Origin of the sequence: Picosynechococcus sp. PCC 7117 (genome assembly GCF_001693275.1) — a bacterium.
Classification (GTDB): Bacteria; Cyanobacteriota; Cyanobacteriia; order Cyanobacteriales; family MRBY01; genus MRBY01.
This window is the reverse complement of the sequence record NZ_CP016477.1, coordinates 1487284-1502628: the sequence shown is the minus strand read 5'-3', so window position 1 is coordinate 1502628 and position 15345 is coordinate 1487284. Positions and strand designations below refer to the sequence as shown.

At 49.5% G+C, this 15345-nt stretch carries 9 protein-coding genes, 2 tRNA genes and 3 rRNA genes; 2 read left to right on the top strand and 12 right to left on the bottom strand.

From position 1 onward, the window contains the following. The first annotated feature begins 4 nt into the window (after positions 1-4). Positions 5-2023 (top strand): two-component system sensor histidine kinase NblS, encoded by a 2019-nt coding sequence (nblS, locus tag AWQ22_RS07220; RefSeq protein ID WP_012307019.1) that lies wholly within the window; start codon positions 5-7, stop codon positions 2021-2023. 18 nt (positions 2024-2041) lie between these two features. Here the strand turns inward: nblS and AWQ22_RS07215 are convergent, their stop codons facing one another. The 4 genes from AWQ22_RS07215 to AWQ22_RS07200 all read right to left on the bottom strand — a co-directional run bounded on the left by AWQ22_RS07215 (position 2042) and on the right by AWQ22_RS07200 (position 6108). Then, positions 2042-2599, bottom strand: a complete 558-nt coding sequence (locus AWQ22_RS07215) for a CAP domain-containing protein (protein ID WP_065710631.1) — start codon at positions 2597-2599, stop codon at positions 2042-2044. Between the two features lie 26 nt (positions 2600-2625). Continuing rightward, on the bottom strand, positions 2626-3105 hold the full coding sequence (locus AWQ22_RS07210; RefSeq protein WP_065710630.1) for a Mov34/MPN/PAD-1 family protein: 480 nt from the start codon (positions 3103-3105) through the stop codon (positions 2626-2628). Between the two features lie 87 nt (positions 3106-3192). Further along, positions 3193-4302 carry a threonine synthase gene (thrC, locus tag AWQ22_RS07205; RefSeq protein ID WP_065711667.1) on the bottom strand — a complete coding sequence of 370 codons (1110 nt, stop codon included), beginning with the start codon at positions 4300-4302 and terminating at the stop codon, positions 3193-3195. 165 nt (positions 4303-4467) lie between these two features. Continuing rightward, positions 4468-6108 carry a Ppx/GppA phosphatase family protein gene (locus AWQ22_RS07200; RefSeq protein WP_065710629.1) on the bottom strand — a complete coding sequence of 547 codons (1641 nt, stop codon included), beginning with the start codon at positions 6106-6108 and terminating at the stop codon, positions 4468-4470. A 92-nt stretch (positions 6109-6200) separates the two neighbouring features. On the opposite strand from AWQ22_RS07200, the gene AWQ22_RS07195 reads away from it, so the two are divergent. After that, the gene (locus AWQ22_RS07195) at positions 6201-7082 is read left to right on the top strand and encodes a 4-hydroxybenzoate solanesyltransferase (RefSeq protein ID WP_065710628.1); all 882 of its coding nucleotides are present in this window, start codon (positions 6201-6203) and stop codon (positions 7080-7082) included. A gap of 160 nt (positions 7083-7242) precedes the next feature. On the opposite strand, the gene rrf is transcribed toward AWQ22_RS07195, so the two are convergent. From rrf to AWQ22_RS07155, 8 genes are all read right to left on the bottom strand, one after another. Next, positions 7243-7360 (bottom strand): 5S ribosomal RNA (rrf, locus tag AWQ22_RS07190). Positions 7361-7439: 79 nt separating this feature from the next. Continuing rightward, positions 7440-10251, bottom strand: a 23S ribosomal RNA gene (locus AWQ22_RS07185). A 207-nt stretch (positions 10252-10458) separates the two neighbouring features. After that, a tRNA-Ala gene (locus AWQ22_RS07180) sits at positions 10459-10534 on the bottom strand. A 39-nt stretch (positions 10535-10573) separates the two neighbouring features. Then, positions 10574-10647 (bottom strand) — tRNA-Ile (locus AWQ22_RS07175). Between the two features lie 121 nt (positions 10648-10768). Further along, a 16S ribosomal RNA gene (locus AWQ22_RS07170) occupies positions 10769-12257 on the bottom strand. Together the 16S, 23S and 5S rRNA genes with 2 tRNA genes alongside form the textbook arrangement of a ribosomal RNA operon. Before the next feature lie 510 nt (positions 12258-12767). Then, positions 12768-14213: a glutamate--tRNA ligase gene (gene gltX / locus AWQ22_RS07165; protein WP_065710627.1), complete on the bottom strand. Its 1446-nt coding sequence runs from the start codon at positions 14211-14213 to the stop codon at positions 12768-12770. Between the two features lie 168 nt (positions 14214-14381). Next, a complete protein-coding gene (locus AWQ22_RS07160) occupies positions 14382-14594 on the bottom strand; it encodes a photosystem I reaction center subunit IV (RefSeq protein ID WP_012307012.1) in 213 nt (70 codons plus the stop codon). A 99-nt stretch (positions 14595-14693) separates the two neighbouring features. Next, positions 14694-15311, bottom strand: coding sequence for a DUF6391 domain-containing protein (locus AWQ22_RS07155; RefSeq protein ID WP_065710626.1), 618 nt, complete (start codon positions 15309-15311; stop codon positions 14694-14696). Between the last annotated feature and the right edge of the window lie 34 nt (positions 15312-15345).

The following is a 15345-nucleotide window of genomic DNA, read 5'->3' as shown; positions in this document are numbered from 1 at the left end:
CACCTTGCTAACCCTCATCACCAAACTCCGCAATATCCTTTCCCGCTGGTGGTCAGAATTCACATTGCAGACCAAACTGATGGCTGCAGCCACCCTCGCCGTGTCCCTGCTGATGAGTGGTTTTACCTTTTGGGCGGTGAACTCAATCCAGCAAGATGCCCGCCTGAATGACACCCGTTTCGGCAGCGATCTGGGCCTTTTACTGGCAGCAAACGTCGCGCCCCTTGTCGCCGACCACAATCTTTCTGACCTCGCCCTCTTCACCAATCGCTTTTACAACAGCACCGAAAACGTCCGCTACCTCATCTATGCCGACCCCAACGGCAAAATTGTCTACGGTATTCCCTACTCCGAAGCCGAAGTCCAAAACAGCCTCACCATCGAACGGCGCATTACCCCACCAGACGATTACAATCCCGCCGGATTTTTCCCCGTTGCCAAGCAACATTTAACCCCCAACGGCGAAATTACAGATGTCTTCGTACCCCTCCACCAAAATGACGAATACCTAGGCATTCTTGTGGTGGGCATCAATCCCAATGCCACCGTTGTTGCTTCTTCTAATCTGACGCGGGATGTTACCCTCGCCGTGTTTGTCTTTATTTGGGTCATGGTCATCCTCGGTGGTGTCTTTAACGCCTTGACCATTACCCGCCCCATCAAAGAACTCCTCGATGGCGTGAAAAATATTGCCGCCGGAAATTTCGAGCAACGGATCGATCTTCCCTTTGGCGGGGAACTCGGTGAACTGATCGTAAACTTCAACGAAATGGCCGAACGGCTTGCTAGCTACGAAGAGCAAAATATCGAAGAACTCACCTCTGAAAAAGCCAAGCTCGAAACCCTCGTCACCACCATTGCCGATGGCGCCATCCTCCTCGACACAGACTTAAAAATTATTTTGGCCAACCCAACGGCCCGCAAGATTTTTCACTGGGACGAAAAATCAATCATTGGCACCACTGTCCTGCACCACTTACCCGCCTCTGTCACCACCCAAATTACCCGGCCGCTCCATCAGATTGCCGCTGGCGAAAACCTAGATTCAGACTTCCTGATTGAGCACCATGCTGTCCAAGGCAATGCCGAAGAAATTATTCGGGGGAATGAATTCAAAATTACCCTCGAAGATATGGTGGACAATGTGGCAGAAGCCACAACGATTCGGATTTTGCTGACTGAAGTGCTGGATAAGAGCAAAATCAATGTGCGGGGCATTGCGATTACCGTCCAAGACATCACCAAAGAAGCGGAGCTCAATAAGGCCAAAAGCCAATTTATCAGTAACGTTTCCCATGAATTGCGCACCCCACTCTTTAACATCAAGTCTTTTATTGAGACCCTCCATGAATATGGGGATGATTTGACAGAACAGCAGCGGCAAGATTTCCTCGAAACCGCCAATAATGAAACAGATCGCCTCACTCGTCTAGTGAATGATGTTTTAGATTTATCGCGCCTTGAATCTTCCCGTGTTTATCGCCTTGATGAAGTGGATATTTCCCAACCCATTGAGCAAACCCTGAGAACCCACCAACTTAACGCCCGGGATAAAGAAATCACCCTGACCCATGAGTTAGCAACTGATCTACCGATGATTTTGGGTCATTATGATTTGTTGTTACAGGTGCTGACAAATCTCGTGGGGAATGCACTCAAATTCACCCAAGCAGGGGGTTGTGTCAGCGTGAGAGCCTATCCTGTTCCCCACGATCCAGAGCGGGTGCGCATTGAAATTTCAGATACAGGGATTGGCATTGACCCAGAGGATCAAGAGGCAATTTTTGACCGTTTCTTCCGGGTGGAAAATCGTGTGCATACCCTCGAAGGCACGGGGCTTGGGTTATCAATCGTGAAAAATATTATTGATAAACACAATAGTCGGATTCACCTCATCAGTGAAGTGGGCATTGGTACCACGTTTTGGTTTGAGCTGAACGTTGCCCAAGGGACGCCGGAATTACAGTTGCTCGACAACCCGCACCATGTCCAGGATCAATCGATAGAAGTCAGCAGTAATTAGCCACTCCAACGGGATTGTTCAGCGGCGCTTGAGGAAAAGCTGCGTGAAATAGTAGACACCTTCTTCATTTTTAACGACACCAATGCCTGTGAGATCGAAGTCGCCAATAATATTTTTGTGATGGCCAGGGCTGTCGATCCAACCTTCTACGGCAACGGTGGCAAGGTCATCATAGCCTTGGAGAAGCGCGAGATTTTCGGCAACGGTGGCATATTTTAAAGCTTGTTTTTCAAGGCTAGCGGCCCGTTCGTCAAAACCATCATGGGAAAAGCTAGCTTCGCCGGAGGCCATTTTGGCACTGTATTTGCGGGACTCATTCGTAATCCGGTAGTCCAACGTTAAAGGTTCTAGGCCCAGACTGACTCGATAGGCGTTGATTTGGGTATGAATCTGCTGTTCGATGGTTTCAGTATTGGGATTTTTGACGGGTTGGGGGGTGAGGGGTCGTTCCTGTTGGGCGACCGGCTGATTCGCTGTCGAGGAAATGGTTGGTCGTTCTGTCTGCTGAAAGACGAAACGGGCACCGAAATAAAACAAGATGGGAACCACAAAACGTGACCAACGCTGGTGTCTCATGGGAAAGCCTCTGGGGAAAGTTAGCTCTATTGTAAGAATTCAGAATCTAAATGCTGAATCTGGATCGGCTCTTCTTGAAATTGGCGATCGCCATCGAGTTGCCAACTGCGATAGTCGGCGACGCGCCGCTGGTGGACAGAGAGAATGAGGTAAGAATAAATATCCCAGGCGATCGCCCGGTCATATTCAGAGGGAATTGCGGCATGGTCAGGGTGAGAATGGTAGATGCCGATGATCGCTAGGTCTTGGGCGCGGGCGTATTTCTGTGCCTTCAAAATCGTGGCAGGGGCGATCGCAAAGCGGTCATGGCGCGACTGGGACTGGGGATTTTGGGGGAGCAATTCCGGCATTGCTTGGCTAAACGCCAGCGTCCAAGTATTTTCTGTCGGCCAGATTTCCCGGACTATTTTATTTTGCCCCAGTAACAGACCACAACACTCCTCCGGATAGCAGGTCTGGGCGTGGGTGATGAGTTGTTCGATTTGAGAAGGAGTCAAGCTTAACATGATGGCCTTGTTACTTCGTTGCCGAAAAAAACGCCCAAATCCTCAGCAGATTCAGGCGCAGTTTTGTTGAAGTGATTGAATTACAGCCTAGAATCCCATTGCCTTAGCCACCGCTGCCATATTTGCAGGAATTCCGGTTTGCCCTTTTGATAAACTGTGGGCGATCGCCGCATCGGGATCCTTCAAACCATTACCCGTCAAGACACAGACCACAGTTGCTCCTGTTGGCACTTGATCTTTGACTTTCAAAAGTCCGGCCACCGAGGCGGCACTGGCAGGTTCACAGAAAATGCCTTCGTTAGCCCCAAGCTTGCGATAAGCCTCGATAATTTCTTCGTCGGTCACTGCATTAAAAGACCCTTGGCTAGCCGCTTGCACCCCATGGGCTTTGTCCCAGTTTACCGGGTTACCAATGCGAATTGCCGTTGCCAGGGTTTCCGGGTTATGGACAGGCCCTCCCTGGATAAACGGTGCCGCACCAGACGCTTGAAAGCCCATCATCCGGGGGAGCTTCGTCGCTTTATTTAGTTCATGGTATTCACAAAATCCCATCCAATAGGCCGTGATATTCCCTGCATTGCCTACGGGGATACAAAGCCAATCTGGCGCTTCACCGAGGGCATCGACCACTTCAAATGCTGCGGTTTTTTGACCCTGGAGCCGGTAGGGATTCACAGAATTGACCAGTGTTACAGGGTAATTTTCCGACATTTGTCGCACGATGCTGAGGGCGTTATCAAAGTTGCCTTCAATGGCGATCACTTCAGCCCCGTATAACAAAGCCTGGGCTAATTTTCCTAGGGCCACATAACCATCGGGAATTAGGACAAATGCCCGTAGACCTGCCCGTCTAGCATAGGCAGCAGCAGCGGCAGATGTGTTCCCAGTACTCGCACAAATTACGGCTTCGGCCCCTGCTTCCTTGGCTTTGGTAATTGCCATGGTCATGCCCCGGTCTTTAAAGCTCCCCGTGGGATTTAGGCCGTCATATTTAGCATAGACTTGCACCCCACGACCGATTTCTGCGGCAATACTGGGAATGGGAATCAGGGGAGTATTGCCTTCGTAGAGGGTCACCACGGGGGTGCTATCGGTTACGGGGAGATATTGGCGATACGCATTAATCAGACCCGGCCACTTAGCAGCATGGTGGGTCGGAAAGGGAGCAGAGGTCGGATCGGCTTTAGGAGTACTCAGAACCACAATTGTTCTCTTAAAGTTTAGAAAGTGTAGTCAAACAAACGAAATCTTCTCTAAAGGGTAGCAGTAAGGGGCTATCTGGGCTAGTCACAGGGGCGATCGCCGCCGCATTGGTACAGGGATTTTAAGAAAAGATTAACGTGGATTAACTATTTTAAGAGTTTAGGGGCATAGATGGGCGGCCACGGTCACTGCAAATTCTTCTTCAAAGATCTCCTTGTTATAGTTTAAACTCCAGAGCTCTAGTTCGCAGGCATCATCCCTATGGGTTGGGGTCAGCTTGAGGGTGAGTAAACGCTGTTTCGCATCGAAGTCACACTGAATTTCGGCGATCGCCCCCACCTGGCGTCGGTCAAGGGCTACTGCGAGCCGCATGATCGCACTTAACTCACTCACCATCTGTCGGTGTTCTTTGTGGATGAGATTTTGATAATTTTCGTGTTTTTTCTTCGGCTTGCTTTTGCGGTGGTAGCGGGCGAGGTTCGCGACGATTTCTAATTGGGTCTCATTGAAACCGAGGAGCTCTGCATTACGAATCAGATAGTAGGAATGTTTATGGTGGGCCGCATGGCTAATGTAAAGGCCACAGTTATGGAGAATCGCCGCCGCCCAGAGCATTTCCCTCGCTTCGGTGTCCCATTGGTGCAGCCCCCCCTGGAGCTGATCAAAGAGACTCAGGGAAAATACGGCAGTGCGTTTACTGGCGACCAAATCAACGCGATATTTTTTGGCGATCGCCATCACACTCCGTTCCCGAATCGAACTTTGGTATTGCAGGCGACTTTCAATCAAACCATGAGAAAGCATCCAGTCGACGATCACCCCTTCCCGCAACGCCCGTTCACAGAGGGTAATTTTCTTCAGCTGCAACAAATCCATCGCTTCTTGGAGGATGATTGCCCCTGCCAGGATAATTTCTGCGCGCTTATCGGACATCCCTGGTAAATTTGAGCGCTCCCGACAATTAAGCTCCCGCATCTGTTGGATCAATTTGCCCAAGTCTTGACGCGAGAACGTGTAGCCATGAAGAGGACTCGGCACGCTTCCCAAATCAGCCATCGCGTGCATTGCTGCCAAGGTTTCAATGGTGCCAGAGGTACCGATCATTTGTACCTGTTCTTCCGGGAGAAGATGTTCTTGTAGTTCTTCAATGGGACGCTCTAACATCCCCCGAATATAAGCTTGTAGGGCCGCAAATTCTCGGTTACTAATCGGATCAGTATTCACAAAATCTTGGGTTAACCGCACCGCTCCTACTTTCGTACTGCTAAGAAACCGTGCTTCATGGCTTTCTACCAGGCTAATTTCTGTCGAACCGCCCCCAATATCAATTAAGACATGGGGTTGTTGGTTAAAGTCAACGGCTGATAAAACACCGAGGTAGATACGGCGCGCTTCTTCTTGGCCGGAGATTAGATCAACTTCTAGGCCTAGTTCTGCTTCAATCCGTTGTAAAAATTCTCGACCGTTGGGGGCTTCTCGCACGGCGCTGGTTGCCACCGCTACTAAAGAATCTACCTGAAAACTCGTCGCTAGATCCTGACAACGGCGGAGGGCATTTAAAGAACGATCCATGGCGGCTTCCGTCAGGTTCCCCGTGAGGCGATCGCGATGACCGAGGCGCACCGTATCTTTTTCTCGGGCCACAATTGTAAATGCGGGCAGGCTGGGTTGAATTTTGACGATCACCATATGAATTGAGTTGGTGCCGATATCAATCGCTGCTAGGGTACAGTCTTCCCCTTGGGTGACATTCGCAAATTGAGTGGATTTCGTTTTAAGCTGATAGACGGAAGTAGCCATAGATTTATGTCTGTCATCTTTGCTGACTTCTCTATTATTAAGGATTACCTCCGATTTACTGATTTTTTATGACATCTCTTCGTTGAACATCTATGGTTTCTGAGCCTACCTGGAAAAAAATTATCTATTTATTACGCTGGGATAAACCGGCAGGTCGCTTAATTCTAATCATTCCTGCCCTATGGGCCGTCTTCTTAGCGGCTGAGGCCAGACCTGACTGGAAACTGGTCTTGGTGATTATCCTTGGGGCAATTACCACCAGTGCTGCGGGCTGCGTTGTGAATGATTTATGGGACCGGGATATTGATCCCCAAGTGGAACGAACAAAAGTTCGCCCCCTCGCTTCTAAAGCTCTCACGGTCAAAGTAGGAATTATTACGGCGATCGCCTTTTTTCTCTGTGCCGCTGGGTTAGCGTTTTATTTCAATCCCTGGACGAATCCCCTTAGTTTTTGGTTATGCGTCGCCGCAGTGCCCGTGATTATTGCTTATCCTCTAGCAAAACGTTTTTTCCCGGTACCGCAACTTGTTTTGGCGATCGCCTGGGGCTTTGCCGTTCTCATTAGTTGGAGTGCTGTGACCCAAAATTTAACTGCTGCAACCTGGCTGTTATGGGGTGCAACAGTTTTCTGGACTTTAGGTTTTGACACCATCTACGCTCTCTCCGACCGGGATGATGATTTGAAAATTGGCATTAATTCTAGCGCTATTTTTTTTGGTAAATTTGCCCCCGAAGCCGTCGGTATTTTCTTTGTCTTAACAGCGACTTGTCTTGCTATTCTAGGCAAAACATTGAATATTAATCTTTTGATTTACGGTATCGCCTGGGCGATCGCTGTCGGTCTTTGGTTTAAACAATACTTAAAAATTCGGAAACCCAATCTTCCCCGCAAAGCCTACAATCGACTCTTCGAAGAGAACGTTACGATTGGCTTTATTCTCCTCAGTGGAATGATTAGTAGCTTTATTTTTTAGACCTCGCAGTTACTCAGAAAATATCACAAGCTGTCTTTCCACCATGACAGCTTCACTCTAGTTCTACGCGACAAATAAAGCCCTCAATTTTCAGATTGAGAGCTTTGATTAGAATATAAAGTTGAAGAATAAGATATTCAGTTTTTCATAAAAGAGAGAAGCTTGGCATTGAGCTATTTTCCCGGTAGGCTACCCCACAGGTATCGTCGCCGCTATAGCGTTTCACATCTGAGTTCGGGATGGAATCAGTGTGGTTCCACTATGCTAGAAACACCAAGCAGTGGTGTGGTCTCACACCCTCAAGACTGCACAAAATACTTATTAGTTCATCGAAATACTTAGTCTAACCATCTGTTTAAGGACAAGCCCTCGGTCTGTTAGGACATCTCGGCTCCATATGTTGCCACACTTCCACCTAATGCCTATTAACGGGTGTTCTTCCCGTGACCTTACTGGATTAACTCCATGAGAGCACTCATCTTGAGGTGGGCTTCCCACTTAGATGCTTTCAGCGGTTATCCGCTCCGCACTTGGCTACCCTGCGTTTACCGTTGGCACGATAACAGGTACACCAGCGGTGCGTCCTTCCCGGTCCTCTCGTACTAAGGAAGACTCCTCTCAATGCTCTTACGCCTGCACCGGATATGGACCGAACTGTCTCACGACGTTCTGAACCCAGCTCACGTACCGCTTTAATGGGCGAACAGCCCAACCCTTGGGACCTACTTCAGCCCCAGGTTGCGATGAGCCGACATCGAGGTGCCAAACCTCCCCGTCGATGTGAACTCTTGGGGGAGATCAGCCTGTTATCCCTAGAGTAACTTTTATCCGTTGAGCGACGGCCCTTCCACGCAGCGCCGTCGGATCACTAAAACCGACTTTCGTCCCTGCTTGACTTGTAGGTCTCGCAGTCAAGCTCCCTTCTGCTTTTGCACTCGATGGCTGATTTCCAACCAGCCTGAGGGAACCTTTGTGCGCCTCCGTTATCATTTAGGAGGCGACCGCCCCAGTCAAACTGCCCACCTGATACTGTCCTTTCACCGGCTTCACGGTTTAAAGTTAGAATTCTAGCCTTGTTAGAGTGGTATCTCACCAGTGACTCCATTACTCCCACAAGAGTAATCTCAACGTCTCCCACCTATCCTGCGCAAACAAAGCCCGAACCCAATACCAAGCTACAGTAAAGCTTCATAGGGTCTTTCTGTCCAGGTGCAGGTAGTCCGTATCTTCACAGACAATCCTATTTCGCCGAGCCTCTCTCCGAGACAGTGCCCAGATCGTTACGCCTTTCGTGCGGGTCGGAACTTACCCGACAAGGAATTTCGCTACCTTAGGACCGTTATAGTTACGGCCGCCGTTCACCGGGGCTTCGGTCGTCAGCTTCGCCTAAGCTAACCAACTTCCTTAACCTTCCGGCACTGGGCAGGCGTCAGCCCCTATACGTCCTCTTACGAGTTTGCAGAGACCTGTGTTTTTGGTAAACAGTCGCCTGGGCCTCTTCACTGCGACCAGCTCTCGCTGGCACTCCTTCTCCCAAAGTTACGGAGCAATTTTGCCGAGTTCCTTAGAGAGAGTTACCTCGCGCCCCTCGGTATACTCTACCACCCTACCTGTGTCGGTTTCGGGTACGGGTCTTATGCTTTCAACACATAACTAGCTTTTCTAGGCACTATCCTTTACTACGCGGAGACCGTAGTCTCCTCCCAATCCATTCAGGGTGTAGCTATCTTTCATGCGTCATAGTTATGCTCCCACATAGGAGTTGAGGAATATTAACCTCATGTCCATCGACTACGCCTTTCGGCCTCGCCTTAGGTCCCGACTAACCCTCCGCGGACGAGCCTTCCGGAGGAACCCTTAGGGTTTCGGGGTATGTGATTCTCACACATATTTTCGCTACTTAAGCCGACATTCTCACTTCTATACAGTCCACATCTGCTCACCGCTAATGCTTCACACCATATAGAACGCTCCCCTACCACTCTTTCGAGTCCGCAGCTTCGGTAACTTGCTTAGCCCCGTTCATTTTCGGCGCAGGAGCGCTTGACCAGTGAGCTATTACGCACTCTTTCAAGGATTGCTGCTTCTAGGCAAACCTCCTGGTTGTCTATGCACTCCCACCTCCTTTATCACTTAGCAAGTATTTTGGGACCTTAGCTGGCGGTCTGGGCTGTTTCCCTCTCGACGATGAAGCTTATCCCCCACCGTCTTACTGGCTGAATTTTACATGGTATTCTTAGTTTGTCTCACTTTGGTACCGCTCTCGCAGCCCGCAGCGAAACAGTGCTTTACCCCCATGCAAGGAAACCAACCGCTGCGCCTAAACACATTTCGGGGAGAACCAGCTAGCTCCGGGTTCGATTGGCATTTCACCCCTAACCACAGCTCATCCGCTCCTTTTTCAACAGAAGTCGGTTCGGACCTCCACTTGGTATTACCCAAGCTTCATCCTGGCCATGGTTAGATCACCCGGGTTCGGGTCTACAAACTGTGACTAACGCCCTTTTCAGACTCGTTTTCACTTTGGCTTCGGCTTTTCACCTTAACCTGCCACAGCCTGTAAGTCGCCGGCTCATTCTTCAACAGGCACACGGTCAGACGTTAAATCGTCCTCCCATTGCTTGTAGGCTAACGGTTTCATGTTCTATTTCACTCCCCTCCCGGGGTTCTTTTCACCTTTCCCTCGCGGTACTTTTACACTATCGGTCACACAGTAGTATTTAGCCTTACGAGGTGGTCCTCGCTGATTCAACCGGAATTTCACGTGCTCCGGCCTACTCGGGATACAGTTAGGCTACTTTGATTTTTGACTACAGGACTTTCACCTTCTTTGGTGTAGCTTTCAACTACTTCGTCTAACCTCTATAGTCCACATCACTGTCCCACAACCCCAACCGCCTAAGCAGTTGGTTTAGGCTCTTCCCGCTTCGCTCGCCGCTACTAAGGGAATCGATTTTTCTTTCTCTTCCTTCAGCTACTAAGATGTTTCAATTCGCTGAGTTGGCTCATACCATCCTATATATTCAGATGGCTGTATTTAGGGTTGCCCCATTCGGAAACCTCCGGCTCAATGCTTGCTTCCAGCTCCCCGGAGTATATCGTCGGTAACCACGTCCTTCATCGCCTCTGTGTGCCTAGGTATCCACCGTTAGCCCTTTGTAGCTTGACCTTTTTTTCGAGGTCAGACTCTTGGCTATTTTTGGATTGTTTGTACTTTCGTACTTTCCTACCTAGCTATTATTTCGACTATCTAATATTTTTTTGTGCAGTTTTCAAGGTGCTTTGCTGAAATCTCTTTCAGCATTCAACAACATCTTTCGTCTTTTTTCTTAGACTGTGGTGTTGATGCTGAGATTGTTTCATTATTTCGTGGTTTTGGTGGAGGTAAGCGGACTCGAACCGCTGACATCCTGCTTGCAAAGCAGGCGCTCTACCAACTGAGCTATACCCCCATTGGTATCAACAATTGATGATTATCAACGGTTGATAAGTGGGCCATCCTGGACTTGAACCAGGGACCTCACCCTTATCAGGGGTGCGCTCTAACCACCTGAGCTAATAGCCCATGTCCACGAACCTAAATTTGAAAGTGACTCCCGTTCCTCCCCCTCGCACGACCTTCGAGATGACCTTACTGCGTTCTATTTGCTGATTGCTTTCAAACTTCAGTAGGTTAGGTCTCCCTAAAAGGAGGTGATCCAGCCACACCTTCCGGTACGGCTACCTTGTTACGACTTCACCCCAGTCACTAGCACTGCCTTCGGCGCCCTCCTCCGCGAACGGTTAGAGTAACGACTTCGGGCGTTGCCAGCTTCCATGGTGTGACGGGCGGTGTGTACAAGGCCCGGGAACGGATTCACCGCAGTATGCTGACCTGCGATTACTAGCGATTCCTCCTTCATGCAGGCGAGTTGCAGCCTGCAATCTGAACTGAGGCCGGGTTTGATGAGATTCGCTTGCCCTCGCGGGGTTGCTGCCCTTTGTCCCGACCATTGTAGTACGTGTGTAGCCCAAAATGTAAGGGGCATGATGACTTGACGTCATCCCCACCTTCCTCCGAGTTGTCCCCGGCAGTCTCCCTAGAGTGCCCAACTTAATGCTGGCAACTAAGGACGAGGGTTGCGCTCGTTGCGGGACTTAACCCAACATCTCACGACACGAGCTGACGACAGCCATGCACCACCTGTCTCCGTGCTCCCGAAGGCACTCTCGCATCTCTGCAAGATTCACGGGATGTCAAATCTTGGTAAGGTTCTTCGCGTTGCATCGAATTAAACCACATACTCCACCGCTTGTGCGGGCCCCCGTCAATTCCTTTGAGTTTCACACTTGCGTGCGTACTCCCCAGGCGGGATACTTAACGCGTTAGCTTCGGCACTGTCCGGGTCGATACAGACAACGCCTAGTATCCATCGTTTACGGCTAAGACTACAGGGGTATCTAATCCCTTTCGCTACCTTAGCTTTCGTCCCTCAGTGTCAGTTACGGTCCAGTAGAGCGCTTTCGCCACCGGTGTTCTTCCCAATATCTACGCATTTCACCGCTACACTGGGAATTCCCTCTACCCCTACCGTACTCAAGTCACACAGTTTCCACCGCCGATCCACAGTTAAGCTGTGGGCTTTGACAGCAGACTTGCATGACCACCTACGGACTCTTTACGCCCAATAATTCCGGATAACGCTTGCACCCTCCGTATTACCGCGGCTGCTGGCACGGAGTTAGCCGGTGCTTATTCCTCAGGTACCGTCAATATTCTTCCCTGAGAAAAGAGGTTTACAATCCAAAGACCTTCCTCCCTCACGCGGTATTGCTCCGTCAGGCTTTCGCCCATTGCGGAAAATTCCCCACTGCTGCCTCCCGTAGGAGTCTGGGCCGTGTCTCAGTCCCAGTGTGGCTGCTCATCCTCTCAGACCAGCTACTGATCGTCGCCTTGGTGGTCCCTTACACCACCAACTAGCTAATCAGACGCGAGCTCATCTTCAGGCCAAAAAAGATTTCACCTCTCGGCATATCGGGTATTAGCAGTCGTTTCCAACTGTTGTCCCCGTCCTGAAGGCAGATTCTCACGCGTTACTCACCCGTCCGCCACTAAGCCCGAAGGCTTCGTTCGACTTGCATGTGTTAGGCATACCGCCAGCGTTCATCCTGAGCCAGGATCAAACTCTCCATATTAGATTCCTTACTCATTCGTTAGAATTTTCATTCGTCTTTAGCAAGAGATGTTTTTTAAGGCTCTCTTTATCCTTAACTAAGTTCCTTGGTATCGATTGTTTCAATCTCAACCAGCTCACTTGTTATAATCTTGTTTAAAACAAGGGGGCGGATAGTCACTTTCAAATTCTATTCTTTTGTCTCGGTTCGGGGCGGCGGTCCAGTGCGTCTCTCTCAACCGCGCTTAACTATATTAACCACACAACCCGGAGATGTCAACACCTTTTTCTAATCTTTTTTCGGTATTCGAATGAAAAATCCCTGGAATGCCCTCAGAGCAAGGGTTTTGACGGCTGGAAAAATTTAGAATTTTAAGTTCTTAAGTCCATCAATCTGGATTTGACAACCACATCCCTACGTTCTTCTATCACTCTCGATTAGGTGAGGATATTAAAAAACCTCCTTCCTCATTTCACTGATGAGTACCAGAGGTCTTCTTGGATTTGAAAACCAAATCCCCACAATGGCGGGTTAGATCGAGGCGATCGCCTGATTGAGTCTTTCGATATCCCAACCTTTTTGGTGGAGGAGTACCCAGGATTGCATGAGATCGGGGCCTTGGAGTTCGCCCATCAGTCCGGCACGCATGGATTTCATGACGACGCCTTTTTTGACGCCATGGGCTTTGGTGACTTGGTTAATGAGTGCTTTTGCTTCATCGGAGGTGAAATTAGTACTGGCTTGGATGTTTTGGAGGACTTCCTGGAGAATCGCTTTAACGCCTTCGGTTTGGAGTTGGGCCGTGGCTTTTTCGTCTAAGGTGATGCTGTCACCAAAAAGGAGTCGGGTTTCTTGGGTAACATCGGCCAAGCGGGTGAGGCTGGGCGCAACGAGGGTGACGAGGGACTCTAACCAGGGGCGATCGCCTAGATAATCTCCGTAACCTGCTGCTTGTAAATAAGGGATAAGCAGATCAGTCAGGGCAGGGATCGGCATTTGGTGGAGGTACTGGGCGTTAATCCAATCAAGCTTATCCCAGTCAAATTTTGCGCCAGCTTTATTGACCCGCTCTAGGGAAAATTCCTTTGCGGCTTCTTCGAGGGTAAAAATTTCTTGGGTTGAGTCGGTCGGCGTCCAGCCCAAAAGACTCATATAGTTGGCGATCGCCTGGGGGAGGAATCCCATTTGGCGAAAATCATCAATAGATGTCACCCCATCCCGTTTCGACAATTTACGTCCCTCTTGATTGAGAATTAAGGGCGTGTGGGCAAACTGAGGTACTGCCGCGCCGAGGGCTTCATATAAAAGAATTTGTTTAGCGGTATTAGCGATGTGGTCTTCCCCCCGAATCACGTGGGAGATTTGCATATCAATATCATCAACCACCACCGCAAGATTATAGAGAGGCTGACCAAAAGACTCATTCCCTTCAGGGGTGCGGGCAATCACCATGTCACCACCGAGATCACTACCTTTCCAAGTCATGGTGCCTCGAATCAGATCTTGCCAAACGATTTGCTGGGCATCGTCAATTTTGAAGCGAATCACGGGTTTACGACCTTGGGCTTCAAATTCAGCTCGCTGCGCCTCCGTTAAGTTGCGGTGACGATTGTCATAGCGGGGCGCTTGATTATTCGCTTTTTGTTGTTCCCGCATCGCCTCAAGTTCTGCGGGGGTACAGTAACAACGATAGGCAAGACCTTGATCTAAAAGGGTTTGGATTGCTGCTTTGTATTGATCCAGCCGTTGGGTTTGGAAAAAAGGGCCTTCATCCCAGTGCAAACCGAGCCATTGGAGACCCGTTTTAATGTTTTCGGTGTATTCGGACTTAGACCGTTCCAAATCGGTATCTTCAACCCGGAGGACAAAGGTACCGCCATGGTGATGGGCAAAAAGCCAATTAAAGACAGCAGTTCTAGCTGTCCCGATGTGGAGATTTCCGGTGGGACTTGGGGCAATACGAACGCGAACAGTCACGGGGTTAATCCTTTGTTGTAGTGGTTTAATTTAATCTTTGTGGTGGCTATTTTCCCATTGTCCTCTAGGAATTTGAAGGGGCATATAAAAACATCGCCTCGCAAAGAGACGATGTTGGTTGTGTGTTTAATATCAAAAATGGGTTTTTAAAAAGAGGGACAGAGAGACTTAGCCGACGACTTCGAGTTCATGCTCAGCGAAGTTGTTGGTGTTTAGACCACCAGCACTACCGCTAAAGCCGTTGTAGTTGACTTTGTTAAAGCGAACAATGACGGGATAGATAATACCGCTTTTATCAATGCTTGCTACTGTACCGACATCGCCGTACCAGTAGGATTCTTTCCGGAGGATTTTAACTTTGGATCCGCGTTCGATAGCCATGCTTATGTTCCTTTAAAGCGATTACTAAAGAGTGTAGTTAGACTTAGATAACAGCCTACTATCGGATAGGGGTTTTCAGGCACTTGAAGTGTTTAAGTTTTATTGCGCGTCCTGCCACCGTAATCGGACAAAATGGCTTGGATTTCCACTCTCGTCCGTGTTTTCTTGGATTTCTTCGAGGGTGAGATTGAAGGGAATCGCGGTGGTGATGTGCTGTTGGGCATATTTACCGAGATCGGGGGCGATCGCCCAAGCTGTAGCGGCAGCAGTTCCCATACCTAGAAGTTGAGAGAAGGGATCTTTGGGGAGCAACCAAGCGGCTCCACCTGCTAAGCCAGCAGTCAGCAATAGGGTGACAGAAATATTGGTGCCGCAGCGGGGATGGACGGCTAAATTCCATTCCCCAGACCGGAGGCGATCGCCTGCTGTACTGACTGCCCGGTAGAGATCAGTTTTATCCACGCCACCAAATAAATAAAAACCTTGCCCCGTGGACATCCCACTTAATTCCGCATAGTGGTGACGCCAAGCTGTTGGATAGCGTTCTGCCAATTCCGTAAGCACCCAGACCGTTCCATGTTCCAGGGCGTGGGCTTGGCGAATAAATAGCAGCTCTCTCAGACCAGGCACGAAACCCAATTGCTCGATTAAAGTTTGATCTTGACTGGCCTGCGGTGAAAACCAGTCACCATCCCAGGAAAAATTACGCGCTGTCATTGCTGTTGCTATCCTTTGCTGAAAAAATGTTGTC